Origin of the sequence: Novosphingobium sp. ERN07 (assembly GCF_012641335.1) — a bacterium.
Taxonomy (GTDB): Bacteria; Pseudomonadota; Alphaproteobacteria; order Sphingomonadales; family Sphingomonadaceae; genus Novosphingobium.
Genome location: NZ_JABAID010000008.1, coordinates 84,049 through 110,465 on the forward strand (window position 1 = coordinate 84,049; position 26,417 = coordinate 110,465).

The 26,417-nt window shown below is 59.8% G+C and carries 21 protein-coding genes; 12 read left to right on the forward strand and 9 right to left on the reverse strand.

Annotated features, from left to right (window positions below):
• The first annotated feature begins 70 nt into the window (after positions 1-70).
• The 4 genes from HGI47_RS12525 (at position 71) to HGI47_RS12540 (ending at position 2,797) form a co-directional block, all read left to right on the forward strand.
• A complete protein-coding gene (locus HGI47_RS12525) occupies positions 71-1,024 on the forward strand; it encodes a DUF2493 domain-containing protein (protein WP_168853112.1) in 954 nt (317 codons plus the stop codon).
• A gap of 122 nt (positions 1,025-1,146) precedes the next feature.
• On the forward strand, positions 1,147-1,608 hold the full coding sequence (locus HGI47_RS12530) for a DUF6878 family protein (RefSeq protein ID WP_168853113.1): 462 nt from the start codon (positions 1,147-1,149) through the stop codon (positions 1,606-1,608).
• Positions 1,609-1,618: 10 nt separating this feature from the next.
• The gene (locus HGI47_RS12535; protein ID WP_168853114.1) at positions 1,619-2,047 is read left to right on the forward strand and encodes a hypothetical protein; all 429 of its coding nucleotides are present in this window, start codon (positions 1,619-1,621) and stop codon (positions 2,045-2,047) included.
• 360 nt (positions 2,048-2,407) lie between these two features.
• Complete coding sequence (locus tag HGI47_RS12540; protein WP_007688363.1) at positions 2,408-2,797, forward strand: single-stranded DNA-binding protein; 390 nt, start codon at positions 2,408-2,410, stop codon at positions 2,795-2,797.
• Positions 2,798-2,912: 115 nt separating this feature from the next.
• On the opposite strand, the gene HGI47_RS12545 is transcribed toward HGI47_RS12540, so the two are convergent.
• Positions 2,913-3,140 (reverse strand): DUF6437 family protein, encoded by a 228-nt coding sequence (locus HGI47_RS12545; RefSeq protein ID WP_168853115.1) that lies wholly within the window; start codon positions 3,138-3,140, stop codon positions 2,913-2,915.
• Positions 3,141-3,487: 347 nt separating this feature from the next.
• Here HGI47_RS12545 and HGI47_RS12550 point away from each other — a divergent pair, with 347 nt between their 5' ends.
• The 5 genes from HGI47_RS12550 to HGI47_RS23095 all read left to right on the forward strand — a co-directional run bounded on the left by HGI47_RS12550 (position 3,488) and on the right by HGI47_RS23095 (position 10,750).
• A complete protein-coding gene (locus HGI47_RS12550) occupies positions 3,488-3,709 on the forward strand; it encodes a hypothetical protein (RefSeq protein ID WP_168853116.1) in 222 nt (73 codons plus the stop codon).
• Between the two features lie 464 nt (positions 3,710-4,173).
• Positions 4,174-4,503: a hypothetical protein gene (locus HGI47_RS12555; RefSeq protein ID WP_168853117.1), complete on the forward strand. Its 330-nt coding sequence runs from the start codon at positions 4,174-4,176 to the stop codon at positions 4,501-4,503.
• The gene (locus HGI47_RS12560; RefSeq protein ID WP_168853118.1) at positions 4,493-6,823 is read left to right on the forward strand and encodes a type IV secretion system DNA-binding domain-containing protein; all 2,331 of its coding nucleotides are present in this window, start codon (positions 4,493-4,495) and stop codon (positions 6,821-6,823) included. Before HGI47_RS12555 ends, HGI47_RS12560 begins: the two co-directional genes overlap by 11 nt.
• Before the next feature lie 44 nt (positions 6,824-6,867).
• Complete coding sequence (gene mobF / locus HGI47_RS12565) at positions 6,868-9,762, forward strand: MobF family relaxase (protein WP_168853119.1); 2,895 nt, start codon at positions 6,868-6,870, stop codon at positions 9,760-9,762.
• 79 nt (positions 9,763-9,841) lie between these two features.
• Entirely contained in the window at positions 9,842-10,750 is a 909-nt protein-coding gene (locus HGI47_RS23095) for an HNH endonuclease (protein ID WP_168853120.1), read from the forward strand.
• A gap of 10 nt (positions 10,751-10,760) precedes the next feature.
• On the opposite strand, the gene HGI47_RS12575 is transcribed toward HGI47_RS23095, so the two are convergent.
• Positions 10,761-11,396: a S24 family peptidase gene (locus HGI47_RS12575; protein ID WP_070156243.1), complete on the reverse strand. Its 636-nt coding sequence runs from the start codon at positions 11,394-11,396 to the stop codon at positions 10,761-10,763.
• Between the two features lie 118 nt (positions 11,397-11,514).
• On the opposite strand from HGI47_RS12575, the gene HGI47_RS12580 reads away from it, so the two are divergent.
• Entirely contained in the window at positions 11,515-11,700 is a 186-nt protein-coding gene (locus tag HGI47_RS12580; RefSeq protein WP_168853121.1) for a hypothetical protein, read from the forward strand.
• A gap of 107 nt (positions 11,701-11,807) precedes the next feature.
• Here the strand turns inward: HGI47_RS12580 and HGI47_RS12585 are convergent, their stop codons facing one another.
• The 7 genes from HGI47_RS12585 to HGI47_RS12615 are packed head-to-tail and all read right to left on the reverse strand — an operon-like array spanning position 11,808 to position 24,366.
• Positions 11,808-14,630: an ATP-binding protein gene (locus tag HGI47_RS12585; RefSeq protein WP_168853122.1), complete on the reverse strand. Its 2,823-nt coding sequence runs from the start codon at positions 14,628-14,630 to the stop codon at positions 11,808-11,810.
• Between the two features lie 10 nt (positions 14,631-14,640).
• Positions 14,641-17,535 carry a DUF1156 domain-containing protein gene (locus HGI47_RS12590; RefSeq protein WP_168853123.1) on the reverse strand — a complete coding sequence of 965 codons (2,895 nt, stop codon included), beginning with the start codon at positions 17,533-17,535 and terminating at the stop codon, positions 14,641-14,643.
• A 2-nt stretch (positions 17,536-17,537) separates the two neighbouring features.
• Positions 17,538-18,179 carry a retron system putative HNH endonuclease gene (locus tag HGI47_RS12595; protein WP_168853124.1) on the reverse strand — a complete coding sequence of 214 codons (642 nt, stop codon included), beginning with the start codon at positions 18,177-18,179 and terminating at the stop codon, positions 17,538-17,540.
• A 1-nt stretch (position 18,180) separates the two neighbouring features.
• Positions 18,181-19,512, reverse strand: a complete 1,332-nt coding sequence (locus tag HGI47_RS12600) for an AAA family ATPase (RefSeq protein ID WP_168853125.1) — start codon at positions 19,510-19,512, stop codon at positions 18,181-18,183.
• Positions 19,509-23,021, reverse strand: coding sequence for a helicase-related protein (locus HGI47_RS12605; protein ID WP_168853126.1), 3,513 nt, complete (start codon positions 23,019-23,021; stop codon positions 19,509-19,511). Before HGI47_RS12605 ends, HGI47_RS12600 begins: the two co-directional genes overlap by 4 nt.
• Complete coding sequence (locus HGI47_RS22420; protein WP_206066183.1) at positions 23,018-23,377, reverse strand: hypothetical protein; 360 nt, start codon at positions 23,375-23,377, stop codon at positions 23,018-23,020. The genes HGI47_RS12605 and HGI47_RS22420 overlap by 4 nt, the downstream gene beginning before the upstream one ends.
• On the reverse strand, positions 23,374-24,366 hold the full coding sequence (locus tag HGI47_RS12615) for a YafY family protein (protein WP_168853127.1): 993 nt from the start codon (positions 24,364-24,366) through the stop codon (positions 23,374-23,376). The genes HGI47_RS22420 and HGI47_RS12615 overlap by 4 nt, the downstream gene beginning before the upstream one ends.
• A gap of 74 nt (positions 24,367-24,440) precedes the next feature.
• Between HGI47_RS12615 and HGI47_RS12620 the strand changes: the two genes are divergently transcribed.
• Complete coding sequence (locus HGI47_RS12620; protein ID WP_168853128.1) at positions 24,441-24,707, forward strand: DUF4258 domain-containing protein; 267 nt, start codon at positions 24,441-24,443, stop codon at positions 24,705-24,707.
• Positions 24,708-24,892: 185 nt separating this feature from the next.
• Positions 24,893-26,380, forward strand: a complete 1,488-nt coding sequence (locus tag HGI47_RS12625) for a DUF2779 domain-containing protein (RefSeq protein WP_168853129.1) — start codon at positions 24,893-24,895, stop codon at positions 26,378-26,380.
• The last annotated feature ends 37 nt before the right edge of the window (positions 26,381-26,417 follow it).

Genomic DNA, 26,417 nt, shown 5'->3' on the forward strand with positions numbered 1-26,417 from the left:
CCTGACGGGCTCTCGCTGGCGCAGCCATGAACGGGTGCGTCGGCCTCATGCCAGTCAGGAGGACTTCCCCATGCACACGTCATTTGCCGATCAACTCGCCGGGCTCGATCTTGCCGGCTTTTCCATCGGTCCTGCTCCCGTATCGACAACCGATTTCCCGGTCCGGGAGGCTGTTGTCCAAACCCTCGAAGCGGTCTGGTCCGATCTCTTCGCCATGGTGTCGGGGACCGCTCTTGAAGCCGACGCCGAGGATCTCGGCTGGGCCTTCGTCAACATCTTTCACCGCTCGGCGGAACGCAAATCAACGGCCCTCGACCGCGCGACCGATGAGGTCCGCGCGCTGATTGCGACGGCTGACGGATCCGAGGTCCACACCCATGACCTGGAGACCCAGGTCGAGCGGGCGCAATGCGCTGAAAGCGCGATGCTGGCGCTCGAAGAGATGCGCGAGGTCGCAGCAGGCCTCTACCTCAACGAGTTCGGTTCCTCCTGGAAGCCCGTCTCCAGCTCGCGCTTCAACCACAGTGCAATGCTGACGTCCGCGCTCGTCGAAGGCCGGGATTTCCTGCGCGCCCGCGCCGAGGCAAAGCGCCGTGCGGCCGTGCCCGAAGGAACCCCGGTCGTGTTCGCTGGCGGGCGCACCCGTCATGCTACCGAAGACGATGCGCTGACCTTCGGCAACAATGTCTGGGCCACGCTCGACAAGGTCCGCGACCGCGTGCCGGACATGGTGCTCATCCATGGCGGCGACACCAAGGGCGTCGATCGCCTGGCATCGAGCTGGGCGGAACGTCGCGGCATTCCGCAGGTCACGTTCTCGCTCGACATGCGGCTGGGCGCTCGTGCCGGCTTCAAGCGCAACGAGCGGATGCTCTCCCTCGATCCGCGCTACGTCATCGCCTTTCCAGGCAATGGCGTGCTCGAACGTCTGGTTATCGAAGCCAAGGCCCGTCGGATCACCGTGGTCGATCGGCGCGGGCCCCTTGGCACCAATCCGAAGAGTACTTCGGCAGCCACTGACTGAGGTCATGCCAGTCCTCGCGCCAGCGCCGGGTCGGCGCTGGCGTCGTCCGTCAGAGGAAAGGCGCGCGCCTGTGGTTTGGAGCCAGCGAATGGTCGATGGCTCCTTTCTACAGGAGGTATTCCATGATCGATATCGAGGCCGTGATGGCCGACTTTGCCGTTCGCCAGGCCGAGCGGCAGATGCAGGTTGCGGAAGAGGTTCAGCAGCTCAAGGTCGCCATTCTTCCGCGCTTGCAGGATGCCGGCATCGCCCGTGTCGAGATCCGCTTTGATGGCTGCGGCGACAGCGGTGCCGTTGAAGAATGTGCATGCCTCGATGCAGCCGGCGCGGGGATCCCGTGCCCGGATGTGACCCTCTTGGAAGGCGAAGCAGACAGCGTTGATCGTACCGGTTCCAGAGAGCCGCAATCACTCGGGCGGGCACTCGAACAGCTGACCTACCTGGCGCTCGAACGTCACCATCCTGGCTGGGAGATCAACGACGGTGCCTGCGGCGAACTGGTGATCGATGTTGCTGAAGCGACCTTCGTGCTCGACTGCAGCCTGCGCTTCACCGCGACCGATGATCACTCGACCGAACTCTAGGAGACTTGGCATGGCCCATTGCTATTACCACGCCCTCTCGTCGGTCCGGAAATGGGGCGGCACGGTCGATGACTATCTCCCGCTGCACCAGTGGTTCGACCAGTCCAAGGCAATCCTGGCAGACCCTCGTCACCGCGCGCTGCGACACCATGCCGAGGGGATATTCATGCTGGAGGTGATCTTCGGCGAAACCCTCGTCAACGCCGATGGCCGGCTCGTTCCGGTGCGTCTGGTCGGCGAGCAGCACGTGCGCGAAGACTTGGGCGCGATCCCCTCCTTTGCTGACTGGGCGCGCTTGATCACGCCGCAGGCTTGGATGCTGCGAGGCAACCCTCTGGACCGCGTTGAAGGGCTGACGATTGATATGCCTGCCCCCGGCGAAGCAGTTGCGTCCAGGAGTGCGCCACCTGCTGGAGGAGCGGTCCGTACCGTGATCTGAGATGGGGTTCTCGGGTGGAGGGCTGGCGGGGGCATGATCCGACCAAAACCGGAGCAACACGAGGCAGGGCAACCCTGTCCACGGCATCCAGCTCCACCCGGCTTCGATACAAACCTGTCCCTGAATCACCCCCCGTCGAGACGCGCAACCCGGATCAGGTCCGGCCGAGTTGCCGGGCACGATTTTGCGCATCGCTGGTGCCGAAAACCGGTTCCCACTTTTCGGCGCGATGCTGCGTGCCCGGCTGCCCGCTCCACCCGAACCAGTTCCGGGTTCCCCTTCGGTGCGCTTCGCCATGGGGCGCTTCTGCTCGGGTTTGCAGCCGGGATGGACCCGGATTGCTCGATCAGGAGAAAGCCCATGACCAATCTCGTTATCCTCGTTGGCCGCATCGCTCGCGACCCCGAAACCCGCACCACCCAGGGTGGAACCAGCATCACCTCGATCTCGGTCGTGACCGACCGTCCAGCCCGCAAGGATGGCAAGACCTACAAGGATGAAAACGGCTACACCGCCAAGGACAGCGAATTCCACCGGATCACCTGCTTCAACGGCCTCGGCCAGAATGTGGCCAAGTATTGCACCAAGGGCCAACTCGTGACGGTCGAAGGGCGCATCCACTACACCCAGTGGGAAGATCAGAGCGGCACCAAGCGCTACGGCTGCGAGATCATCGCCGACAAGGTCGACTTCCTCACCAAGGGCCGCTCCGGCAGCAACGAGGGGGCTCCCGATATCGATGAGGACTGAATGGCCTCATCCTGCAACAAGGCCCCGGTGGCAGACGCCATCGGGGCCTTTTCTTTTGTACGCCGGCGATGCGGCGGCGCGGGGCATCGAACCCCTTGCCGCCACAGGGTGGGCTTTACGCGGGAGCAATCCGCTTCAGCGTTTCCTCGATCCCGAGCGCCATCGATGCGCGGACGATCTGTCGTAGCTGGGCAGGTTCGATCGTCTCTGCACCGCACTCGATCAGGATTTGGCCGAGGACGAGAGCGGCTTCTTCACGGAGCTTCGCTTCCCTGGCGGCGAGTTCGTCACGCTGTTCCCTGAGCTTCTTCAAGGCATCGACCGGATTGTTCTTGCGGGGCATGTCAGTCCTTTCCACCCCCTTGGTTTGTGGTCCCTCAAGAACCCTTCTGCCACCGCGTGCGGGGTGTAGGAAAACAAGAAAAGGGCACCCGCCCACAGCCGTTCAGTGCAGGTCGTGAGGGTAGAGGGGCTGGCTCACGGAATGCCCAGCATGATGTCCGTCCACATGCCGTCTCAAGGACGGCGGGGCCCCACCATTTTGCCGGAGAAGGGATGAATCCCTCCCCCGACAAAATCGTTTCCCCCACCGCCGCTGACGCGGCCGCGCAGGAGCGCGGTCCCTGACCCGGCATGCACACGAACATCGCACTTACTCCCGTCGTTCTCGACAACCTCAGGAGGATCATCATGGCTTATTTCACACCTTGCACAGCTTCATCTCGCAGCTACTTCGAGGCCCTGGAACTCGCCGAACGCCGGGCACTGCACAGCTACTTCGATCAGCACATCGTGGCAGACGAAGAGCTCGGATATGTCGCGCTCGATGAAGGCGACTATTGCGCTCTGCCGGCACACCTGGCGGCGCGTGTCGTCCATACGATCCACGGGTCGATGCTGGATGAATTCTGACGCCGGAAAAGGATGGGAGCCGGGAGCGGTTCCTGCCCTTTTATTTTGCTCGCCGTTGGTTCGTTTCCGCTCGGGATCAGTTGCGACGAGCGGAGTGCGGGCATCGGCGCCCGCACGCGCTTTGGCTCCGCGCTATCGAGGCTATTCAACCCCTCCAGAATGTTCGGCGAAGTGACCGGATCACCCTCTCGCAGCTTGGTAGACTGAGCACACCGTACGCAGTGACACTGCCGGATTTAGTATAGGCATATCAGTGTGATACGCTGAGGTTTCGGGCTGGTGTCAAACCAATTTGAGGATGAAGCATGCCTTAGATTCGCGATTTATGCGCAAATTGAAACCGCCTAACTCTCTGAAGTAGCCTCAGTTTATCGCAATTGACGCGTCAATGTTCCTGATTTATTCTCTTCGCTGTCTTCCGCAAGATCGAACCAGGTTCGCAAGGGTCAATTGGACCCCAGAACATGGATCGGTATCTCAGTCTTCAGACCTACGTACCCCGCCCACTTGCTGACTGGATCAAGGGCAAAGCCCGGGACCAGCAGGTCTCCGTCAGCATCGTCATTCGCGATCAGCTGGTCGATGCCTGGCAGCGTGAAAACGAAGCGCGAAAGCGGCCTGGCGCCCTCGACCCGGTACGGCAAAACCTGTTCATCACGGTAGCCCTCGAAGCGCTCCTGGCCAGCCATACTGATGGCTCGTTGCGGCAGCGAACACACGAGGCCTACAATCGCAGGCTCGCCCGGCTCGGGCTCAGCGCCTCCGCACCCGAGGGAGGCAGCGATGAAGCGTAATCTCCTCAACTTCACGCGCGGCAGCCAGCTCCTCGGCCACTTCGGCTTCATGTTTGCGGCCGGACTCAAAGGGCCGCTCTTGGTGACTTTCATTGTCGCCGCCTGGCTCTCCTATTGGGAGGTGACCACGGCGCTTACCGACCACCAAATCTACCTGGCATGGATGCATCTCTATGCTTCGGGCTACGCCTTCATGGAGTTCGATCCCGGCAAGCTGGTGGAGCTGAAACTGGCCGGTGGCGGCACCGTCCGCCTGCCATTCAACGTCGTTCGCGACTTTCCTCCAATGCGTGAGGCCATATCTGCGCTCGGTGCCGCTCTCCGGCGCGGCATGGGCCTGTCTGCGCTCATCCTCGTCCCTGCCTTCACTGCCTTTTGGTGGTTCGCCGAACGGTTCGGCGGCAAGTCCAAAGAGCGCAAGCACGAGCGCGGGGCGATGCTCGTCACGCTGGACGAACTCGAAGTGGAGATTGACCGGCACAATCACGCCGAACGTGCCCGCGAACTGCAAGCCGCGCTGGGCTGGAAATGGCGTCTGGCAGGCGCTGCAGCAACCGAAGAGGCAGGCTTTTACAGCCCGGCTCATCTCGCTGGCGTGTCCTGGCCTTGGCGCCTCGAGCAGAGCCATACGATGCTTATTGGCACAACTGGCACCGGCAAGACCGTGGCCCTGAGCCAGCTCCTCGCCGAGGCCCGGGCGCGTGGGCAACGCGCGGTGGTTTTCGATCTCACCGGAGCGTTCATTGAGGCCTTTTACGACCCCGAGCGCGACATCATCCTGAACCCGCTCGATGCCCGCTGTCCTACCTGGAGCGTGTTCCATGACTGCACCAGCGAAGGCGAATTCCACGCAGCGGCCGAAGCACTCGTTCCACACGACGGTGGCGGCTCGGAGCAGTTCTGGGTGCTCGCCGCCCGCATGCTCTTCGTCGAGATGTGCCTGCATCTCCAGCGCACCGGGCAGGCCACCAACCACGCGCTCGCCACCCGTCTGATGACGGCGGACCTGGCGCAGGTCCACAAGCTCATGCGCGGCACTATGGCCGACCCGCTGACCGCTCCCGAAGCGGCGCGCATGGCGGAGTCGATCCGGGCCGTGTTCAACGCAAATGCCAAGGCACTCAAGTTGCTGCCCAACAATAGTCCGCGCTTCTCGGTGCGGGACTGGACTCGAGGCATATCCGCTCCGGGATCGATCCTGTTCCTCTCGGCGCGCTATGTCGACATGTCGATCTGTTCGCAGCTGCTCACCTTGTGGCTCGACACTGCGATGAACACGCTGATGACCATGGAACGCACCCCGGATCTCAGGATCTGGTTCCTGGTCGACGAACTGGGAGCCTTGCACCGGCTGCCGGCACTGGAGAAAGGGCTCCAGACCGCCCGCAATTTCGGCGGCGCGATCGTCACCGGCGTCCATGCCTTTGCCAAGCTCAAGGAGGTCTACGGCGAGAACATGGCGATGACCCTGTCCTCGCTGGCTCGAAGCAAACTCATTCTTGCAACCGCAGACCGGGAGACAGCCACCTGGTGCTCCGATTTCATCGGTCATCGCCAGGTGCGCGACATGGAGGAAGGGTACAGCTACGGTTACAATAATGCTCGCGACGCCGTCAGCCTGACCCCTCGGCGTCAGATCGAACCACTGCTCCTTCCGGACCAGTTCATGAACCTGCCGCGGCTCTCCGGCTACCTCAAGTTCCCGGACGGATTCCCGGCCGCTCCGGTGACCCTGGTGCCGCGCCGTTTACCCCGGTTGGCAGAAGGGTTCATTGCGCGAGCATCCGAACCTGGCCGCCAGCCGACTGCCAGGGATGAGGGAGCCGCAGCGGGCACGTCTTCGCCTGCATCGCGATCCAAACCCGCCGAAGGTGCGCCGGCCGCGAATGACGATGGTGCCGGCAAGCCGGTCGCTCCCCGGCAGTTGAAGCTCGACCTGAAGGGCGTGAGGCCCACGCCCGACGAGGCAAGCCAGAAGGGCGACGAACAGCCCCGAGCCACGCTTTCCCATGAGGTGCGGGGAGCGCTTGATGAGAGCAAGGGTGAGGCAGCCACCGAAGCCACCGCGGCGGGCGGAACAGCTGCGACACTGCCTCCAGGACCGCTTCTCTCTGGCAGGAGTGAAGCTACCGACGGGGCGCAGTCATCCCCTGATGAGAAGGCACCCATACCAGGAGACAAGCCCGGTTCGGGCGATCTCAAGCCGCAGCCGATCGAGCGGCCGAACGAGCGACAACATCCTCGCGAACGGGCCGAGCGGGACTTGCTCGAAGGCGGCATCGAGAGCGGCGAACAGGACTTCTACGAACCCGATCTTTGAGGGCCGCAAAGCAAGGGGGCACCTTGCTTGAAGGATCTGGATCCATGCTTTCGGTTGCCAATGTCAGGTCAGCCTCAGGCGCGGCCAGCTACTTTGCTGCCGACAACTACTACGCGAGCGCGGACGCCGACCGATCTGGTCAATGGGTGGGATCAGGCGCCGCGGCGCTGGGCCTTTCCCGAGAAGTTGATGCCGCGGTCTTCGACAAGCTCCTCAAAGGTGAACTCCCCGACGGAACCAGGGTCGGCCACGAAAACCAGCACCGTGCCGGGACCGACCTCACTTTCTCGCTACCCAAGAGTTGGTCGGTTCTCGCGCTCGTTGGCGGCGACAAGCGGATTATCGAAGCCTATCGCGAAGCGGTAATCGAGACGCTGCGATGGGCCGAAACGCGCCTCGTCGAAAACGGGAAGGTGCGCACGGTTCAGACCGGCAACCTCACGGTGGCGCTGTTTCAGCACGATACGAACCGGAACCAGGAGCCCAATCTCCACTTCCATGCCGTAGTCGCGAACGCCACGAAAGGTGCCGATGGCAAATGGCGAACATTGAAGAACGACCGGCTCTGGTCGCTCAACACGCTCCTCAACAGCATGACGATGGCGCGCTTCCGTCTCTCGGTCGAGAAGCTCGGCTATGCGGTAGGGCCCGTTGGTAAGCATGGCAATTTCGAGGCTGCCGGCTTTACACGCGAGCAGGTAATGGCCTTTTCCACGCGGCGCCAGGAAGTGCTCGACGCGCGGCGGGGCCCCGGGCTTGAAGCTGGCAAGATTGCTGCCCTCGACACCCGCAGCGCCAAGCAGGCCGTCGCCGACAGGGGCGCACTTTTGTCGGGCTGGCAAGGCCATGCCCAGGCCGCAGGCCTCGACCTGCCGGCGATGGTTGAACAGGCGCAGACCCTCGCAAATCCAGCATCTCGCACGCCCGCATCCGGCACCAGCCTGATCGAGCGCGGCAAGGCGTGGCTTCGGGACTTTGCCGAGCGAATCAAGGGCAATCCTGCCGATCCGCTAATCCCGGCTCACGTGCTCAAGCAGGACCGCGAAACCGTTGCCGCCGCCCAGGCAACGGCCTCTGCCGTGCGCCACCTCTCGCAGCGCGAAGCAGCCTTTCCGCGTGAGGCGCTGTACAAAGCAGCGCTGGACTTTGGGCTACCCACAACAATCGCGGCCGTCGAAACGCGGGTAAATGCGCTGGTGCGTTCGGGCGATCTCGTTCCAGGGTCGGGAGAACATAAGGGCTGGCTAACCTCGCGCGATGCCGTTGCTAGTGAGCATCGCATTCTCGCTGCCGTCGAAGCCGGGAGGGACGCTGTTGCGCCCCTTCTCGACAGCAATGAAGCAGGTGCACGGGTCAAGGCCGTCGCTGCCATCAATCACGGTATCGACCTCAATACTGGCCAGGAGGGGGCTGCGCGCCTGATCCTGTCATCGACCCACCGGACGATCGCCATCCAGGGTGTAGCAGGTGCCGGTAAGAGCAGTGTCCTGAAGCCCGTGGCACAGATCCTCGGTGAGGAGGGCAAGGAGATCATCGGGCTCGCCGTCCAGAACACCCTGGTGCAGATGCTGGAGCGCGATACCGGCATCACGTCGATGACCTTGGCTCGGCTGCTCAAGAACTGGGCGCCGCTCCTGGAAGACCCCGGCCATGCCGGTCTTCAGGCTAAGGCGAAGGAAGAGCTGGCCGACCGGGTCTTGGTCCTAGACGAAGCTTCGATGGTCTCGAACCACGACAAGGAGCGCCTGGTGACGCTGGGCAACCTTGCCGGTGTCCGGCGGCTTGTCCTTGTGGGCGATACGCGCCAGCTCGGCGCGGTCGACGCGGGCAAACCCTTCGATCTCGTCCAGAAGGCGGGCATCGCGCGCGCAGACATGACCACCAACCTGCGCGGCCGGGACCCGCAGCTGCGTCTCGCCCAGACCGCTGCTCAATCGGGCGACGTACACACCGCCCTCGGTCATCTCAAAGGCTCGACGATTGAGACAAGGGGCGACAGCGCATTGGTTGCTGCCGAGCAATGGTTAGCGCTGGCACCACAGGACCGCGATAGGACCGCGATCTATGCCTCTGGCCGGCTCTTGCGCAGCGCGGTCAATGACGCTGTGCAACGCGGGCTCAAGGCCAATGGCGAGCTCGGCAAGACCCCGCTGGACCTGACCGTGCTCTCGCGGGTCAATGCGACCAGAGAGGAACTCCGATACCTTTCGGCCTACCGTCCTGGCATGGTTCTCGACGTTCGCAGCCCGGACAAGCAGCAGCGTCTCCCGCGCGGCGAATACAAGGTCGAGAGCATCGACGACAAATCTCGCGAGGTCCGGCTCCGCGATGCCAAGGGCAGAATGCGAACTCTTCGCCCGAGCCGCATCCGCCCTGGCGAAAAGGACGATCGGCTCGCGCTGTTCGAGGAGAAGCGCCTTTCGATCCATGACGGCGATCGGATTCGCTGGACCGAGAATGATCATCGGCGTGGCCTGTTCAATGCCGACCAGGCGCGGATTGAAGCGGTCGAGGGCGCGCGGGTCACGCTGGTGACGTCATCCGGCCTGCGCCATGAACTCGAGCGAGGGGACCCGATGCTGAGGCGGCTTGACCTCGCCTACGCGCTCAATGCCCATATGGCCCAGGGTCTCACTTCGGATCGCGGGATTGCGGTGATGGATAGCCGTGAACGCAACCTTGCCAACCAGCAGACCTTCCTTGTGACCGTGACACGCCTGCGCGATCACCTGACCCTCGTGGTCGACAGTGCGGAAAAGCTTGGGAAGGCTGTGGCCCACAACACCGGCGAAAAGACTTCGGCGTTGGAGGCAACCGAGCGGCTCCGGCAGGCAGCCGCGAAGGGTCTGGCTGCTGGCGCCTCGACCAAGGACGATCATTCGAAGAAGCCGCCCGAACTGACCAAGGAGCGCACCAAGCCCTTCGAGATCGGCATCTGACTTCTTCGCTTTCGAGCCTGGACGGCGGGGCGTTCTCCAGGCAACCTGGTGTCTATCGACTTGGGCTACGGGCAGGACTGTGAAGGGCGTTTTCGAGATCAGCGGCAATTCGCGGTACGACGACGCGATCACCGAGCGGTATCACTTTCCGAGCAATTATCTGTCGGTTGCGCGAGAGCTCGCGAGCGACTGGATTGTTTACCGCGAAACGCGGGTCTCTGGCGGGCGAATGGCCTATATCGCCGCGGCCTTCGTCGAACGCATCGATGCCGATCCGAGCGATCCCAGCCACTTCTACGCACGGGTCCGTGACTATCTCGAGTTCGATCAGCCTGTCCCCTACCGCGACGGCGGCGGCCGGTTTGCCGAGCGGTTTCTGCGCGAGATGGCAAAGCCGGGCGATGCCGGGCGAAGCCTGCGCGGCAAGTCGGTCCGCATGCTCGAGAACGAAGATTTCGTGGCGATCGTCAATGCTGGGCTTGCCGAAACCCTCGATCCCGAAAACCGGATCCGGCTGGAGCTCGATGCCCCGCGCATCGATCCGGAGACCGATCTGCTTTTGCAGGATCACTTCGCGGAGCGGCGGGTCGAGCAAATGCTCGTCAACCGCAAGATTCGTGACGCGAACTTCCGCAACCATGTCCTCGATGCGTACGAGAACACCTGTGCGGTCACCGGGCTCAGGATCGTCAATGGCGGCGGCAAGGCAGAAGCCCAGGCAGCGCACATCTGGTCGGTCGCCGATGGCGGTCCTGACATTATCCAGAACGGGGTAGCCTTGTCAGCAACAGCTCATTGGCTGTTCGACCGCCACCTCATCACCTTCGACGACAACCTCTGCCTGCTCGTGTCACACAACAAGGTGCCGTCCGAGCTTCTGCAGCTGTTTCCGCCGGCCGGTCAGCAAATCCGGTTGCCGCGTGATCGATCACTGCATCCAAGGGCAGACTTCGTGGCCCGCCACCGAGAGCGATTTGCAGGGATCTGATCGCGGCCGATCAGACAGAACGGCCGAACCAGATGACCCGACCGACCACATGGATCGACGCGCGCTCAACGTCGGTCCAGGTCGGGTAGGCGGCATTGTCGCTCGAGATCGTGATCTGCCGTCCGCCTGGCTGGATCGTCACACGTTTCACCACCAGTGCATCGTCGACGCGCAGCACATAGATGCCATCACGCAGGCGCGATCCCTGATCCGAGGAGTCGACCAGGACCTCGTCGCCGTCACGCAGCGTGGGCTCCATCGACTCCCCATGGACGTGGATGATTGACAGGCTGGGGCCTTTCGCCCGGGTCAGCTTCCCCAGCCATCGTTCGTCAAAGCCAAACCGGGTGTGGGCCGTCTCGCTTTCCGCGATCGCACCAAAGCCGGCCGAGGCATCGACGTTCAGAATTGGCACTTCGACCAGGCCATCGCGCACCGGAAGCGCTGGCCCACCGAGCACCTGCTCGTCGACCCCGAAAAACTGGGCAAGGATACGCCGGTCCTCGTCGTCCAGCTTGCGCGGCGAACCACGCTTGATGAACTGCTGAATATAAGCGGGGTTGCGATTGAGCAGCCGCGAAACCGCGGAATAACCGACGTTTCTCTGCCGGATCAGGCGATCCAGCTCTTCTCTGACGTTCTCCATCGGCAGCGCCTTTCGAGGGGCGGTCCAGGTGGCATGTAGGAATTCATCCTAGACTCGATGGAGTCTTCCTAATAAGAACATAACTAGAACACAAGCCAAATCTGATTCGAGGTAAGCCATGAAGCTGCTGGAGCGCATCGAGCGTCATCTCAAGGATACCCATATGTCTGCCACCCGCTTCGGGCGACGGGCAGTAGGCGATCCGCGCTTCGTGCTGGACCTGCGAATGGGAAGGCGACCTCGGCGGCGGACGCTGGAGAAGGTCGAGCACTACCTGCAGAACCATGAACCCACCTGGCTTTGACGAATCACCAGATCGCCCAGATCTGCCCATCGACTATGTGTCCGCCACACCGTCAGTTTGAGCTGACACGTGTGGCGGAGCTGGTCCTTTTCCGTGTCCCGAGGATACTACTCCCACTCTGCGGATTTCAGGCGAAGGCTGTTCGCGTTCTCTGAGACGGCTCGTTTTATGCTGTCGCTCGCACCATCCGGAAACTCCGCAGAGATTTCGACGGTCAGTCGGACGTTTGCATTTGGATCGGACGCCAACAATGCGATGATCTCATCCGCGAGATTGACCAAGTGCATCTTGGCGGTCGCTGGTGGAATCTCTGCGGTCCCATAGAAAACCTTTGGCTTTACCGAAGTAGGCTGAGGTGTCGCTGGCTGTGTTCCTGGTTCGGAAGATGGCGGAGCGCCCGCTGGGGGAGCACTGGTAACGGAAGTGGTTGCCGGCTCTGCAGGTGAGGCCGGCTCTGCCGGACGGTTGGCCTCCTCGTATGATTTCGCCGCGTCAGGGTCGATCAGCAACAACGTATCGTCAAAAACGGCCTCTCCGCCACCAAACGAAAATCCTTCGTACTTGCCTTCGCGCTCTCCGTAAGCGGTCGCAAAAAAGTCGCGGCTTGCTGAGCCTGATCGTATCGCCTGAGTGAGCACGTCTCGATTGCGCAAGCGAGGCATGTACATATAGCGAAGTGTGTCTTCGAAAAACGCGGCAGCATTCGCCGACCTGGCCCCGCCGTTCCAGTAGAGTTCTCTCAGCTTTCCGCGGAGGTGGATTGGAGACCAAGTCGAGATGACCAACTCGTTGTCAGTGCAAACCCGTTCGATCTCACTGCCGACAGAACCTCCTGCCGTGTTAACGGTGAACACCTCGATTCCAGGCTTTGGATCGGTCGGCGCGTCCTGCATCGGACACAGCAGCCAACGGTAGCATTCGCGCGCAGCGCGCGGCAGCACCTCTTCCGCGCTCTTTAGTTCCTTTTCGGCCTGGTTCTTCTGCAGTAGGTCGATGTTGAGCCTGCTTTCCTTCACATCGTCAACGATGGACCCCCAGGCCAGCGCCGTGCGAGCAGCATCATTGAGGCGAGCAAGTGCCCCGTGGTCTGCAACCAAAAAGATGAGCCGGTTCGCGCGGTAACGCGGTTTCGCTCCGTTCTTGGCAATTATGTCGAGAACTGCGTCGAAAGAGAGGCGAGGCTCATCTCTCGCGTACCAGGACTCGGGTGCCAGCACGACGAGCCGCAGAGCCGTGTCGTCTGGCACATCACTGTGCGGCGTGAAGATATGAACGCCGTCAAAGAATGCAGCATTTCCGACGGTTTTCTTGAGGGCCTCGGCAATCATACCGCGCACCTCAGTATGGTCGTCAAATCGGCGTTTGCGATCTTCCATCTCACGGCGGAGATTGGCACGGGTGTCGAACCAGAATCGCGTCGTATCGTGGCTCTTGTCACCTGAAGCATTCAAATAATGCAGCCGATCGGCAAGGCGGCTCAGCGCATCTGCGAATACCGACGAGGCCTGACCCGGCTGCAGGCAGCCAAGAATGATACGAGCACGGTCAACGCCCCGAGCGGCGACATTAGAAACGACGGATGAAGGCGCACTGCCCAGGAATATGGTGCGTGCAATACGCCGGGCCGCACCCACTTGTCCGAAACGTGGCTCCTTGTTTTCAAGGGCGGTGGTTTCGGCACGATCACCGTCGATATCGCGCTCGATGACGGGATCCCAGCCCGCGGGTAGATAATAGGTTAGCTCGTTGCGGGTGCCGCCGTCATGCAAGGGCAGACTGCCTGGCATGATGAGCAAATCCCTGTTGTCGTCCTTCCATAGCCGGAAGATCACTTTCGCCATGAGCTTGAGGACGCCGCGTGTCCGCTGGAATCCGTCGATCGTCGTCCAGTCTTCGTAAAGCCGGTCGAAGACCTCAGGATGGATCGGATAAGCTTGTTGCAGGCGGTCAAAATAGTGACGCTCCTGCGTTTCGGCGGGAAGCTTCGCGCCCTCGGCAATGTAGGCGTCGGCGAACGCCCGGCAGATTTCCTCGCGGGCCTTTTCATCGCGCACCGGCTCGAACAAGCGGCGGCGCACGATCTCGAACGCCTCCTCTGTGGCAACCGGCTTCCACAGGGCCTGAACGCGGCCAAAGGTCTTCTCCAAGGCGCGCAGTGCCGCAACGCCGCGCTGGCTGCCGGCCTCTACTTCCGATTCCGGCAGTGATGCGAGCACGATGGCACGGGGCACGAGTTTGACGGCCTCGGTCAGCGCCTGCACGAAGGACAGGTTGCTGTCGTAGCTGCCGCCGCTGATCGCCTGGGATTCAGGGAACTGGCGGACATAGGCGACAAGCTCGTCGATCAGCACGACGCAGGGCGAAAACTGCTCCAGCAGCGCACGCAGCGCTTCCTTGCCTGGCGAAGTCCCGGTTGCATCGGCCTCCACAACGTGCGCAAAGCCTTCAGCGCCGCCAAGTTGCCATGCAAGCTCGCCCCAAAGCGTCTTCACGGCCTGACCGCCATACATGCGCGGCTGGCTCGGCCCGCGATCGGTGCCGTCAATCACGGCAACGCGCGCCTGTGGCACGTCCATCAGTCCGGCGCGGTCGACAAGCGCCGGTATCCCGGAAAGCTCGGCAAGAGCGCATTTGCGGGTGGCAAGGTGGTAGACCGCGAGCATGGTGTGGGTCTTGCCGCCGCCGAATGCCGTCTGAAGCTGGACTACCGGCTCGCCGCCCTTGCCAGCAAGCCGCTGCGCGACCTGCGTGAGCAGCATCGCCATGCCTTCTGTAATAAAGGTGCGCTCGTAGAACGCGACGGCATCTTGGTACTCGCGGCTTGCCTTGCCGGTATTCACGGCCGTGATGTCGGCAGCGAATTCTGATTGCTGGAAGGTGCCTTCCAGAACGTCTTGGTGAGGAACAGCGACCTCTCTCCACGGTTTCATCGATAATCCCTCACTCAAACAGATCAGTTTGCCGCGCCTTGGGCGCCGCCGCTGCGGCGGATTCGATCGCGCTCCAGCTTGTAACGATTTCATTGTAGGCACGGGCATCCTCTGCCCAGCCCGCTCGCTCACACAATGTGTAAAGTCGATAGGCAAGTTGCCTGGTCGCTTCCGCTTTTCCAGAAATGGCAGAAAGCACCTGACCGGCGCCGATCTCGCCTTCCGTCTTGAAGACGCGGATCAGGTGGTGAAGTGCCTCCCAAATTGGCAGTCGGTCATCCTTCTCAACATCCCAGTCCGACGGGTAGTCCATCCATTTCAGCAGGCGTACGACGCCCCCAGATGCAAAAAGCACGCCTGCCTGCTTGGCGCCGTCAACGCTGGTTCCCTTCGCTCGAGCTAGTGTGTCGGCTTCCCCGAACCTGCCGTCCTTCCAACCAAACTGCTCGAACCAATGAAGACAGAATTGGGTATCAGGATCAAAATCATCCTCCGCGAGAAAGCGATTGATCAACTGCAATGCTGTCTGAACGGTCATCGGTGAGCCATCTGCCTCAAGAACAGCTGCATACTTAGAAAAAACCGCCATTCCAGGACCGATTATTGATTGAGAAAGATCCACAGGGGCCACTGGCGATCGCTCATCACCGGATCCGCGAGTCATCTCATCAAGAGCCTCAGGAAGAACTTGATTGAGCTCTCGTTGGAAGGTCCGACGTGAGATTACTTCCGCATCCTCTTTGCGTCGGCGGCAGACGAGCACAATGCTCGATGCCAACGCGTTGGCACCTTTAGCTCGAATTCTTCCACTCCCCTCGGTGCGCACTGGCCATGTGCCCGTGATATAGAATCCGGACTTAACGACAGCCTCCAAGAAAGTCTCCCAACCTGTGCTTGCGGTACCAGAAACCTTGTCCGTATCTGCCTGCTTGACCGCATAATATATGGTGACCGGAAAGGCAGGGTGAGCTTGCGTTGATAAGCAACGCATAGCTTTTGTCATTCCATCCAGAAAGAAATTGTTGGCCTGAAGTTTGCCACCATGACGAAAAGGATCTGCAACTAACTCATCGGATTTTGGAACAGCTATCGTCTTGAAAAGATCTGGACATACATCTTTGAGGCTTTTCCGTAGCCAAACATAGAAGAAATCGGAAAGATCCGCGTATGGTACGTTGTCATAATACGGTGGATCAGTGGACACGACCTTGCCAGCAGACGTGCTCTGTGATGACGCATCTTCCTGCCTCGCCGACGATTGCGGGGCAGCTGGCAGAAACGCTATTGCCTTAGCTCCCTTATCAATAGCAGTTGCAATACTTCCACCCGCATCAGCAAAAGGATTTGCTTCTGCAAAATCCCATACCATCGGAAGCGCTTGTCGCGCGAATGTTTCGCGAAAAGCCCCGCGGTCGCTCATCCAAGACGCGAGAGAAGAGTTTATATTGGCAACCTTAGAAACCGAAAATGCAAGATATATTGAAATAGCATTTGCATAATTTTGGATGAAATCTGTCGTGGCCCAAGGATATTTATTTATATTCTTTTCATAAAATTTGCAATCATTCTTTACTTTATCTATAACTTCTTGGGTCAATGCGGTTAACGTGGACAAAATGGCAGCCTGCCTGTTAGTGAACAGGGCACCAAAGTTATCAAGGCCGTAAGCCCAAGGCGTCAAGTGCCTTGAATTATGCGCAAATGGCAGATCAGGCCTCCATGAAGCCTGAGCCCCAGATGCAATCAACTCATCCCCCTTGGAGGCAGAAATGTACATTCGCCTGCGATCACCCTCCACGACGATTGCCATCAAGCGGCTACCTAGTCGGCCAGCAGAGGCTTCAGACTTTATGTATTCCGGACTAATCGGCGACTTTGACATAATGCATTCGAAGCTGCTTCGTCCTATTTTCGTTCCATTTATGGCTTCTGGAGGAATTTTTCCCACTTGAACGGTAAAACTGTAATCCATGCCATCTAGGGTTGGCTTAACGTATGCTTCTCTTCCAGAAGCACTGGATAAGACGAAGGTTGACGCTAATGGGACATGAACCTCCCGAAAGGCCGGATTTGGACTTCTGACTGTTCGTGTCCAGAACCAAGCTATCGCCGTCAGACTTTTTCCAACCAGCGGCTTCAGATCTGAGCGATCTTGAGCCATCTCGGATGTAATCACTACATCATTAAATAGATGCCCGACGCGCCTATGAGCCTCATTACGCATCCAAGTCCCGTAGTATTTTACGTCATCAGACAGGCCCTGCGCGCCTTCCCACTGTGCAGCCCAAGCTGTGGTGTTTTTCCGCCCCTCAGGATTGATCGGCGGACATCCCTCGAACTTTGGCGGAATCTCGATCATCGCTTTATTGATAAGAACAGCAACAGGATTTAAATCTGTAGCGTGCGCAACAAAGCCGAGACGCTGAGCTTCCAGCGGCAAGGCGCCACCGCCCGCAAACGGGTCGTGAAAGTCAGGAAGATTTTTTTCGCTAAATATAAATGAAGCCTGCGGATGATCGCGATTGATCTCGCATGTTTCTTTCCATGACTTTCTAATTTCGGATCGAGCCCTGTCCAAAACTTCCTTATTTGTGGTGTTTTCCCATTTTACGAGTTCTTCAATAATATTGAAAAGTCGCTTCCGGCTAGCTGCCCAGCTCGCTTTGATGTGATTTGGCGGAATCTCGCCAGGATGCTCAAGCTCCCATTTCCAAGATGGATCGTTAACCATTTGAGCGAAGATGACAGCTCGGGCGGCTGCAAGCGGTCGCCGTGCCCACCAAAGGTGCAACGTGCTCGGGTGCCCATGCCGGATCGACTTCTCGCGCGCAGCCGCTTCGTTGATTGCATCTAACGGCAGCGCAACTTCGATCAGCTTTTTTGGGGTTTTGATGGCGCTAGTCATTCTTATTGTCTTTCCGTCAGTACATGCCTGATGGCCGTGCTAAATGGCAAATTGCGTGAATAATCGAGCTCTTCAGCGAAGTACTCTCGAATATCGTCTAGAGGCCAACCTTCGTTGAACGCGGTATCGGCATCGGTAACGTATCCAAACACCGCGACCTTGCGCATTGCACGGAGCCGCCCCCAGTCCGCATCCAGCGAGAAAACGCGCAGCGTTTCACTGGCTCGATGCCTGTATGCTGTCGAAATTCCATCGCGGATGCTGATCGTTCCGTCCGCTTGAAAGACGAAGTAAGCATCGGGATCGTCGCAGCACGGGTTGACTAGGTCGTCGACGTTGTATGGGCCCGCGCCTTGATCCTTAAAGTGGCCGCATGAGTCCGTCTGATCACAAGACCAAAAGAGATTAGCCCAGGAAAATGTTAGCTCCGGATAATCGTGCCTGCGGCGAAAGTGCTCGATGTGCTGACCAAGCGAATCGATATCGCCTTCGCAGTAGGCACAGCGCCGGTCCTGCATGGTTTCCAAATTCGTTCGGATTTTGGCCTTGTCTTCGGGCGTAACGTCGCCCCATGAGTGTTGGCCGTGGTGATAAACACCCAAGCAAGGCGGCGCGGCGCACGCGCTGCGGTCAAGCTTCCTCATTTCAGCTATCCTCCGGCCGGCTCTTGGCGAGCCGGAACCGTTGGAAACGGCGGAGGCGATCACACTCCAGCATGACCGGATGGCGTTCGCCGTAGTGCGCATTCAAACGCGTCCGCAGAGCGATCGCTTCTGAGCCTTCGGCTTTTCCTGCCTCGATGAGCTTGCGATAGGCGCTGAGCGCGGATGACTCTTCGAGCTGCGGAACCGGGTCTACATCCATAACGGCTGCCAGGACATTCGCACTCTCAACACCTCGGGTCTGCAGGAGAGGCGTTTCAATCGCGACGTCGCCGTTTTGGACATTCAGGACGCGGATGGATGACTTGTCGACCGTCGATAGCACGTGCGGGCTGTGTGTGCTTACGATGATCTGAAGGGCCGGAAACGCTCGTTGTAGCAAACCAAGCACTTGTTGCTGCCACCGGGGATGCAGGTGCATATCTACTTCATCAATGATGAGAACGCCGGGAGTCTCCGTCGTAGCGCGCTCTTTCAATTGAGGGTTTAGGCTCGCGCAGCGCCGAGCGACATCCGCGACGAGTGCAAGCATGGTGCGAACGCCATCGCTCAGCAGAGACAGTGGCAATTCACCGCGTGTCTCGTGCCTGGCCGTCAACGTGTGAAACTCGTCATCCCATCGAAGATCAGACCATCCGGTCGGCTGAAGCACTGTATCCGTGGCAGCCTTCACCCCTTCGATCATTGCAAGATTGGTCTGAAGACTTTCCCGATACGTCGGCGACGCGATCTGCCTGAAACGGTGCTCGAACCAGGCCGAGATGCCCTTGAACGACGAAGACGAAGTGAGGCAGTCGGCATATCCAGCGACCCGCTCCTCAACGTTGGCTACCGACGAACGACGAAACTCAGTCTGTCGCTGCTCGCTCCAGAGGCGGCCCGTCCCATAAAACGCCACGAGCGGAAGAATTGCAGAGTCGGTCAGGAAGGTCTGGGCAGCCGCTTTGATCGGTCCGAAATGCCGGGTACTCGGTCGGACCTTTTGGCCGTATGTTCCGACTGTGCTCTTCCAAGACACGGCCTTATCCTGAGCCGTGGCATTCACTGCATACTCAGTTGGCAAGCAAGGCGACATTTTGCGTGCTTCCCCAGGGATCAAGCGTACGTCGCTTCGCTCGATCCTCCGGATCTTCTCCGGCGGGTATAGTGCGTTCACGAAGACCGAAAGCGCAGAGCCGGCCGCGTCGAGCACTGCGGTTTTACCGCTGCCATTCTCGGCGACCAGGACCGTGAGATTGGGGTGAAAGCCCATCGCGCATTGCTCAAAGCAACGAAAATTTCTGAGTGAAAGTGTGTCGAGACGGAGCGCTGTCATTGTGCCTCCGCTCGGGCAAGGAGATCGCTCAGGTTGAAGTTGATGGACGCCACGCCCCAGCCCGGTTCGCGGTCAAATGGATTTCGAACGTAGTGAGGACCGTCGATGCTGTCGTCGCTATCGACGAGAGCGATCGCGAGCACAAACTTGTCGCCCTGATTGAAGGCATAGAGCATCTCGTTGCGCGACACCGTAACCGTGCTTGCACCCTTCACGCGCCCCTTGACCTCAATGTGCCGCGGGTCGAGTTGCCTACCCTCAACGGCGGGCGGATAGGAACTCAAGTCCCAGCCGCACTTGGCGGCGGACACGTCGACCACGCGGCAACCACGCGCTTCCTCGGCTTTGGTAACTGCTTGCATGGCGAGTTGCTCGATACGCGATCGGGCAGCGGCGTCGGCAGCGAATGTCGCCGCCGTCGGGTCAACGGGCTCATCGCCGCGCAGCTTGTTCATTAGCCCGCTTGGAACAATCAAGGCTGCGCCGAGCACAACGGGTGTCCCGTTGACGACGTGCCGCATAGATTGAAGTTCCTTTTTGCGGCTTTCCAATCGGCTCTGGAGGTCGCCCAATGTGCGTTCTACATTTTGGAGATTGAGGCGAACGTCCTTGCCCGCGTCGCCGTCTTCCTTGAGCTTGACCCAGCGATCCTGCCAGAAGGCAATCTCTTTGCTGAGGCGCTCATGGACCGCATTGATGGTTTTCTCGACGTGGTCGATCCGGCGCTGCGCCACCTCGTTGTAGTGCTCGGGCACCAGCGTCGTAGCTGCCAGCGAAAGCGCCCGAGCTTCTTGCCCAGAAGACAGCCACGGTGCATCGATCACGTCGCTAAGCAATGAACGTTCAGCTTCGTCTGGCGGCTCAAGATCAAGGTGTGGAGCCCAGCCTGCGAATTGCGCAGTGCCATCGGGAGCAACTCGGACAAATTGCAGGCGCTTTGAGAGTACGCTGCCGTCCCCGGATTTGATTTCGTGCGTCAGCAAAAAGAGGAGAGCCGGATCAAGGCCTTCATCTGACGGATCCACCAGGACCGCGCCCTGGCGCAAGAGATTGGCGTGTTGCTCCAAAATCATATCGGACAGGGTCAACATCAGCGGATGACCGGGGTGCATCAGCAACGCGCGCTCCAGACCCGGCTTATCGAGTGGCTGGATGGCGTTTCGATCAAAGCACACACGGCTATAACGACGCAGAACGGGTTCGTGCTCGCGGCGGTTCCGACCGGTGATCCGGCGGTCCCGTTCCCGTATAGCGGCAGGAACATGCGTGACCTCATAGCGCCCCGCTTCTCGTGGATGCGCAGTCCCGCCGAGCGTATCGAGCGCTTTCAAGAAGAACGCCCTTACAAAGAAGGGCTGCAAGCGCCGTGCTTCGGCCTTCTCCATCTCCTCCTTGACCGCGAAGAGGCGCTCAGGGCTGATCGTGGTTTGGTCCAGAGCATTGCGGTCGAGTAGGGTTTTCAGATGATCGTGGTCGAGGGCCTGATCGATCTGCTGCGACAGCCGTGCGCGGACGTCAGGTTGATCGCCGTAGCGGATCGCCTGAAGCAGTAGGTCCTTGAGGCTAGTTTCCTCGAAGACTTCACCGAGAATGTCGAAAACGCGGCCTTTGAGAGCATCGCTCTCCACCCTGAGTTTTTCCAGCAGACGATGGTAGACGGCGCCTTCGCGCGTTTCTTTGGCGACCAGGTTCCACAAGTGACAGACTTCGGTCTGCCCGATGCGATGGATGCGGCCGAACCGCTGCTCCAACCGGTTCGGGTTCCATGGCAGATCATAGTTCACCATCAGATTGGAGTTCTGAAGGTTCACGCCTTCCCCCGCAGCGTCGGTAGCCACCAACACGCGGACGTCGGGATCGGAGCGGAAGAGTGCTTGGAGGCGCCGCCGTTCATCGCGATGAGTGCCGCCATGGATCGAGACGATAGCATCGGGATTGCCCAGCACACCGGCTATGCGCGCCTGAAGATAGTTCAGGGTGTCGCGGTGCTCTGAGAAGATGATGATCTTGCGCTGTCGTCCCGAAGCATCGCGCATTTCAGGATGGTCCTGAAGGATCTTCGAAAGCTCATCCCATTTGCGGTCTTGGCCGGACGCGACGACGACCTTTGCTTGGTCTTCGAGCCCCTTTAGGATGACAATCTCAGCTTCCAACTCGACGACCGTCTTTGCGGCTGTCGCGTCATCGATCAGGCTTTCTTCAAGGTCTTCCTGCTCCTCGGCGCTGAGGTCATCATCATCCTCGGGGATTCCTGGATAGGTCTCGGCTTTGGCCTGGCGGCCCTTGATCCCGAGCTTCTCGTCGCGAAGCCTATTTTCTAGCCGCTCACGACGGCGCTTCAGCGACTGGAAGATCGCTTCGGGGCTAGACGCAAGACGCCTTTGAAGCGCTGTAAGTGCAAAGCCGACAGAGCCCTTGCGCGCCCCTTCGAGCTGATCCGCCTTACCCATTTCGGTCTGCACGTATTCCGTGACGGCTTCGTAGAGAGCTGCTTCAATCGGAGAGAGTTCGTAATTGACGGTATAAGCCTTGCGCTCAGGAAAGAGCGGGGTCCCGTCAAACTTGACGAGCTCTTCCTTGACCATCCGGCGCATGAGGTCGGATGCATCGACCTTATGCACACCGTCGCGAAACTTGCCGTAGAAACGGTCTGAATCGAGCAAGGACAGAAAGAGCTGAAAGTCTTCCTCCTTGCCGTTGTGAGGCGTCGCCGTCATCAAGAGCAGATGGCGCACATGAGCGCCTAGCTTTTCAGCAAAGCGAAATCGTCCGGTCTTCTCCAGCTTGGAGCCAAAATAGTGCGCTGAGAGCTTATGGGCTTCGTCGAAGACGGCCAGATCCCACCCAGGTGCGCAGAGCTTCTCCTGCAGCTCCTCGTTCCGCGAGAGTTGGTCGAGCCGAACGATAAGGCGAGCGTAGTCGTCAAATGGATTACCGCTCGGGGACGTCTGCTCCATCAAGCTGGAGTAGACGTGGAACTCGAGGCCAAATTTTTCGTAGAGCTCGTCACGCCACTGTTCAACGAGACTGCCGGGCGCGACAATCAGAATGCGATGCGCGTCGGCTCGCATGATTAGCTCGCGGATGTAGAGCCCCGCCATGATCGTCTTTCCGGCGCCAGGGTCGTCTGCAAGGACAAACCGCAACGGCTGACGAGGCAGCAATGACTCGTAAACAGCGGTGATCTGATGGGGCAGAGGGTCCACGTTTGAACTGTGGACCGCCATCATGGGATCAAACAGGAATGCGAGATCGATCCTTTTAGCCTCGCAAGTCAACTTGAATGCATCACCATCGCCGTCGAAGGAGAATGGGCGCTCTGTTGTCGCGAGTTGAATCAGCTCTTCATCGACGCGGCCAAGCATCCTCTCCTTCATGGAGCCATCTGGGGTACGATAAATGAGCTGCACCGAGCCCTCTCCGAGCGGCACAATCGCGACAACCGTCACGACGTCGCTGGGCTCCACGCCCGATAGGCTTTGGCCCTGTGCCAGCTCCTCGATCTTCATTTCTTGCCCTTCTGCTCATCCAACTGTGGTCGCGTTGGATGGCCTTCCACATAGTCGCGCATAAACTCACGAAGCACCTGCGCCGCCGGCTTGTCCTGCGCCTTGCAGGCAGCCACGAACTGCTCACGCAGCTCCTTCTGCACTCTGATGCGAAAGCCGGCATCCTTCATGATGATCTCTGTGTATCCAATGGATGCACATTTGGGTAGTGCAAACTCGGCGCTGACACCAGAGCAACCCACTTTGGATGACCGGTTTTCTCGCTGATGTGACCTCTCGCCAAGAGCCGCTTGTGTGCCCAGCACGCCGCCAAAGCTTGGTTTCACGACCGGCCGCTCAGGCTTGCCCGGCTTCATGGCAACGCAGCAAAGTCATTTCTGCGGTACGGATGCACCATGGCGGCCAAGGCGGCTGGCTTGATAACCTCTACGCTGTCGCCCCAAGCATAGAGGTGCCAGCTCATCTCGAGGTGACCTGAAGCCTTGAAGCGCACCAGCATCGACCCATCATCCAGGCGCTCGATCTCCTGGCTCGGGTGGAACTGGAACCGCGCCGCTCGATCGGCCGCCTCGGGCGAGAATTTCCAGATCACCTCCCCGTACTCGGCCTCGTGGTGATATGATCCAAAGGCACGTGTGGCATATTCTCGAAGCTCGAAATCGTCCGGATAAGCGAAGACCCTGGCCTGCACCTGCGCTTCCATGATGTCTTCCACCCGGTAGTGACGATAGCGCCCGTCACGCTTGGCCGTATCGATGCCGACGAGATAGCGCCGAGAGCCTAGGAGCAGGCCAAGCGGCTCGATCGTTCGCCAACTTGGCTTCGTATCGCCTCTGCCTTGGTACTGAATTCTCAGCTCGAACGGCCCCTTGATCGCCTCCGAAATGGCGAGGTCGACGGCTTCATTCATCGACGGGCGCGGGCCAGGTCTTGCGGCAAAGCCCATGGCTTCGAGCAGGGCTTCTTCGTCGGTCGCCAGACGGAGTGTGCGGTCGCTGGGAATGAGCGCGCGGACCTTGCGCTCAAGGCTGCGCAGCTGAATGGCCTCGCCGTTCATGTCGACCCGCTCGAGTTCGGTGATCGCCGACTTGAGGCTGACGAGCTCCTCCGCCGACGGGGTCAGCAGGGGCGCGACCGCCCGAGACGGCAGGCGCCAATAGTGCCGTCCGTCGTCACCCACATAATGCTCGGTGGCTGGAAACGCCTCTTCCAGAGCCGCGATCATGCGCTGTGCCGTCCGTCGGACACCGCCGAATTCTGCTTCCACATCACCGAGACAAACCCCCTGTCGGGACGTGGCCATCATTGCGAGACGCAAGAGATCCACCGCCTTGGCAAACGACATATAAGCCCCCCATGACAGTTTCTGTCACCCCCGTGCTTTAGACACAAATCAGCATCACGGGAAAGGACGATCAGATGTTTACGCACCATGCCGAAGCTCGCATGCAGCAGCGCGCGATTTCTCATCAGGCCGTCGATGCCCTGATGGCCTACGGAGAGTATCGTCGTCATCGCGGCGCCGAGGTTTGCTATCTCACCCGGCAAAGCCGGTCTCGGATGCTCAAGGAGATGGGCAAATCGGCGTTCCTCAAGCTGGAAAAGGCGCTCGATGCTTACCTCGTGGTAGGAAACGACGGAGCCATCATTACTGCCGGACATCGCCATCATCGGTTGAAATTCTGACAGTTAAATCTTTGTCTGAGCTTGGATGGCATTGCGTGTTCTGTCAGCAAGCCGGAAACAGATCAGAAGCGCGTCCCATGTCTATCGGCACGCAGGGAACCCTGACTGGAGGTGACAGATTTTGTCATCCCGAAGCGTTAGTGGGCTAGATGCATGGTGGGAATGAGGGGGCATGACGTAGTTCAATGAGTTCTGGCAGCCGGCAGTTCGGCCTTTCCAAATCGAAGATCACCTCCTTCGAGCAGTGCCCGAAGCGATTGTGGCTGCAGACGCATCGGCCTGAACTTGCAGAGCTCGATGCCGGTGCAGAGGCGCGGTTCGCTGCTGGCCATGAAGTCGGGGACGCGGCCTGCGCACTGTGTTCGGGGGGCATCATGATCGAGGCCCACCCAGACCTTGCAGCCGCACTTCAGCGCACCCGGGAGCTCACATCCGCATCGGCCCAAGCCCCGCTGTTCGAGGCGACCTTTGCCCACGACGGTGTGCTCGTTCGGGTGGATATCATGGAACCCGACGGTTTCGGGGGCTGGTACGTCGCCGAAGTGAAGAGTTCGACGAGCCGCAAGGATTATCATGTCGCCGATCTGGCGACCCAGCTCTGGGTGCTGCGTGAGGCCGCGGTTCAGGTGAGTTCAGCCGCCATCCGGCACCTCAACAATCAGTTTTTCTTGACCGAGGAAGGCAACTACCACGGCGCATTCGTGGATACGCCATCTCTGGAGGAAGCTAAGCCACTTTCCCTCAAGCGCTCGAAGCTGGTCGCTGAAATCAGGTCTGTCCTTGATGGGGAAGAGCCCGCTCGCGATCCCGGCGGTCATTGCCATGATCCGTTCCCGTGCGAATTTGTGGCCTATTGCTCGCGCGATCTGGAAACGGCGCGATATCCGATCTCCTCGCTGCCCCGGACAGGCAAGCAGCTAGCGGCCAAGTGGGCCGAACATGGCATTGCCGAGCTCAAGGACGTGCCGGCTGGCAGCTTCACCAATGCCGTTCACGCGAGAATTCACGAGGCTGTCTTGTCCGGCGTCGCCTACCACGACGTCGACGGAGCGCGGCGGATCGTCGACAATTGGACATTTCCTCGAACCTATCTCGATTTCGAGACGATCGCCTTCGCCTTGCCTCGCTGGCTCGGAACGAAACCCTGGGAACAAGTCCCCTTTCAATTTTCAGCCCACATCGAAGATTGCGAAGGGCAGATCACTCATCGTGAGTTCTTGAGCCTGGATGGCAAAGATCCTCGTCGCGCCTGCGCCGAGGTACTGGTGGCCCAGATCCCCCAGGATGGGACCGTCATCGCGTACAATGCAGCCTTCGAGCGGACATGCATCCTCCGGCTGGCGGAGCGGTTTTCGGATCTCGCCGACGATCTCAAGGCGATCGCAGCGCGCATTGTTGATCTTCTGCCGGTTACCCGCGAGCACTGGTACCACCGCGATCAGGGCGGCAGTTGGTCTATCAAGGCTGTCCTGCCGACCATCAGCAATAGCGGCGACTATGCCATGCTGGATGTCGCGGATGGCTCCGCGGCGCAGCTCGCCTATCTCGAAGCAATTGCACCAGCGACCTCCGAGGCCCGAGTAGCTGAGCTAGCGCAATCGCTTAGGACTTACTGTGCCAAAGACACATACGCCATGATCGAGGTGCTTTGGCATCTCATTGGCGCGAAATAGACAGCGCCCATTTCACCGATCCATTTAAAGATTTTTG

Bases quoted from the DNA above. Each gene is read 5' to 3' on its own strand.
- HGI47_RS12525 (WP_168853112.1), top strand. From the start codon at position 71: ATGCACACGTCATTTGCCGATCAACTCGCCGGGCTCGATCTTGCCGGC.
- HGI47_RS12530 (WP_168853113.1), top strand. From the start codon at position 1,147: ATGATCGATATCGAGGCCGTGATGGCCGACTTTGCCGTTCGCCAGGCC.
- HGI47_RS12535 (WP_168853114.1), top strand. From the start codon at position 1,619: ATGGCCCATTGCTATTACCACGCCCTCTCGTCGGTCCGGAAATGGGGC.
- HGI47_RS12540 (WP_007688363.1), top strand. From the start codon at position 2,408: ATGACCAATCTCGTTATCCTCGTTGGCCGCATCGCTCGCGACCCCGAA.
- HGI47_RS12545 (WP_168853115.1), bottom strand. From the start codon at position 3,140: ATGCCCCGCAAGAACAATCCGGTCGATGCCTTGAAGAAGCTCAGGGAA.
- HGI47_RS12550 (WP_168853116.1), top strand. From the start codon at position 3,488: ATGGCTTATTTCACACCTTGCACAGCTTCATCTCGCAGCTACTTCGAG.
- HGI47_RS12555 (WP_168853117.1), top strand. From the start codon at position 4,174: ATGGATCGGTATCTCAGTCTTCAGACCTACGTACCCCGCCCACTTGCT.
- HGI47_RS12560 (WP_168853118.1), top strand. From the start codon at position 4,493: ATGAAGCGTAATCTCCTCAACTTCACGCGCGGCAGCCAGCTCCTCGGC.
- mobF (WP_168853119.1), top strand. From the start codon at position 6,868: ATGCTTTCGGTTGCCAATGTCAGGTCAGCCTCAGGCGCGGCCAGCTAC.
- HGI47_RS12575 (WP_070156243.1), bottom strand. From the start codon at position 11,396: ATGGAGAACGTCAGAGAAGAGCTGGATCGCCTGATCCGGCAGAGAAAC.
- HGI47_RS12580 (WP_168853121.1), top strand. From the start codon at position 11,515: ATGAAGCTGCTGGAGCGCATCGAGCGTCATCTCAAGGATACCCATATG.
- HGI47_RS12585 (WP_168853122.1), bottom strand. From the start codon at position 14,630: ATGAAACCGTGGAGAGAGGTCGCTGTTCCTCACCAAGACGTTCTGGAA.
- HGI47_RS12590 (WP_168853123.1), bottom strand. From the start codon at position 17,535: ATGACTAGCGCCATCAAAACCCCAAAAAAGCTGATCGAAGTTGCGCTG.
- HGI47_RS12595 (WP_168853124.1), bottom strand. From the start codon at position 18,179: ATGAGGAAGCTTGACCGCAGCGCGTGCGCCGCGCCGCCTTGCTTGGGT.
- HGI47_RS12600 (WP_168853125.1), bottom strand. From the start codon at position 19,512: ATGACAGCGCTCCGTCTCGACACACTTTCACTCAGAAATTTTCGTTGC.
- HGI47_RS12605 (WP_168853126.1), bottom strand. From the start codon at position 23,021: ATGAAGATCGAGGAGCTGGCACAGGGCCAAAGCCTATCGGGCGTGGAG.
- HGI47_RS22420 (WP_206066183.1), bottom strand. From the start codon at position 23,377: ATGAAGCCGGGCAAGCCTGAGCGGCCGGTCGTGAAACCAAGCTTTGGC.
- HGI47_RS12615 (WP_168853127.1), bottom strand. From the start codon at position 24,366: ATGTCGTTTGCCAAGGCGGTGGATCTCTTGCGTCTCGCAATGATGGCC.
- HGI47_RS12620 (WP_168853128.1), top strand. From the start codon at position 24,441: ATGTTTACGCACCATGCCGAAGCTCGCATGCAGCAGCGCGCGATTTCT.
- HGI47_RS12625 (WP_168853129.1), top strand. From the start codon at position 24,893: ATGAGTTCTGGCAGCCGGCAGTTCGGCCTTTCCAAATCGAAGATCACC.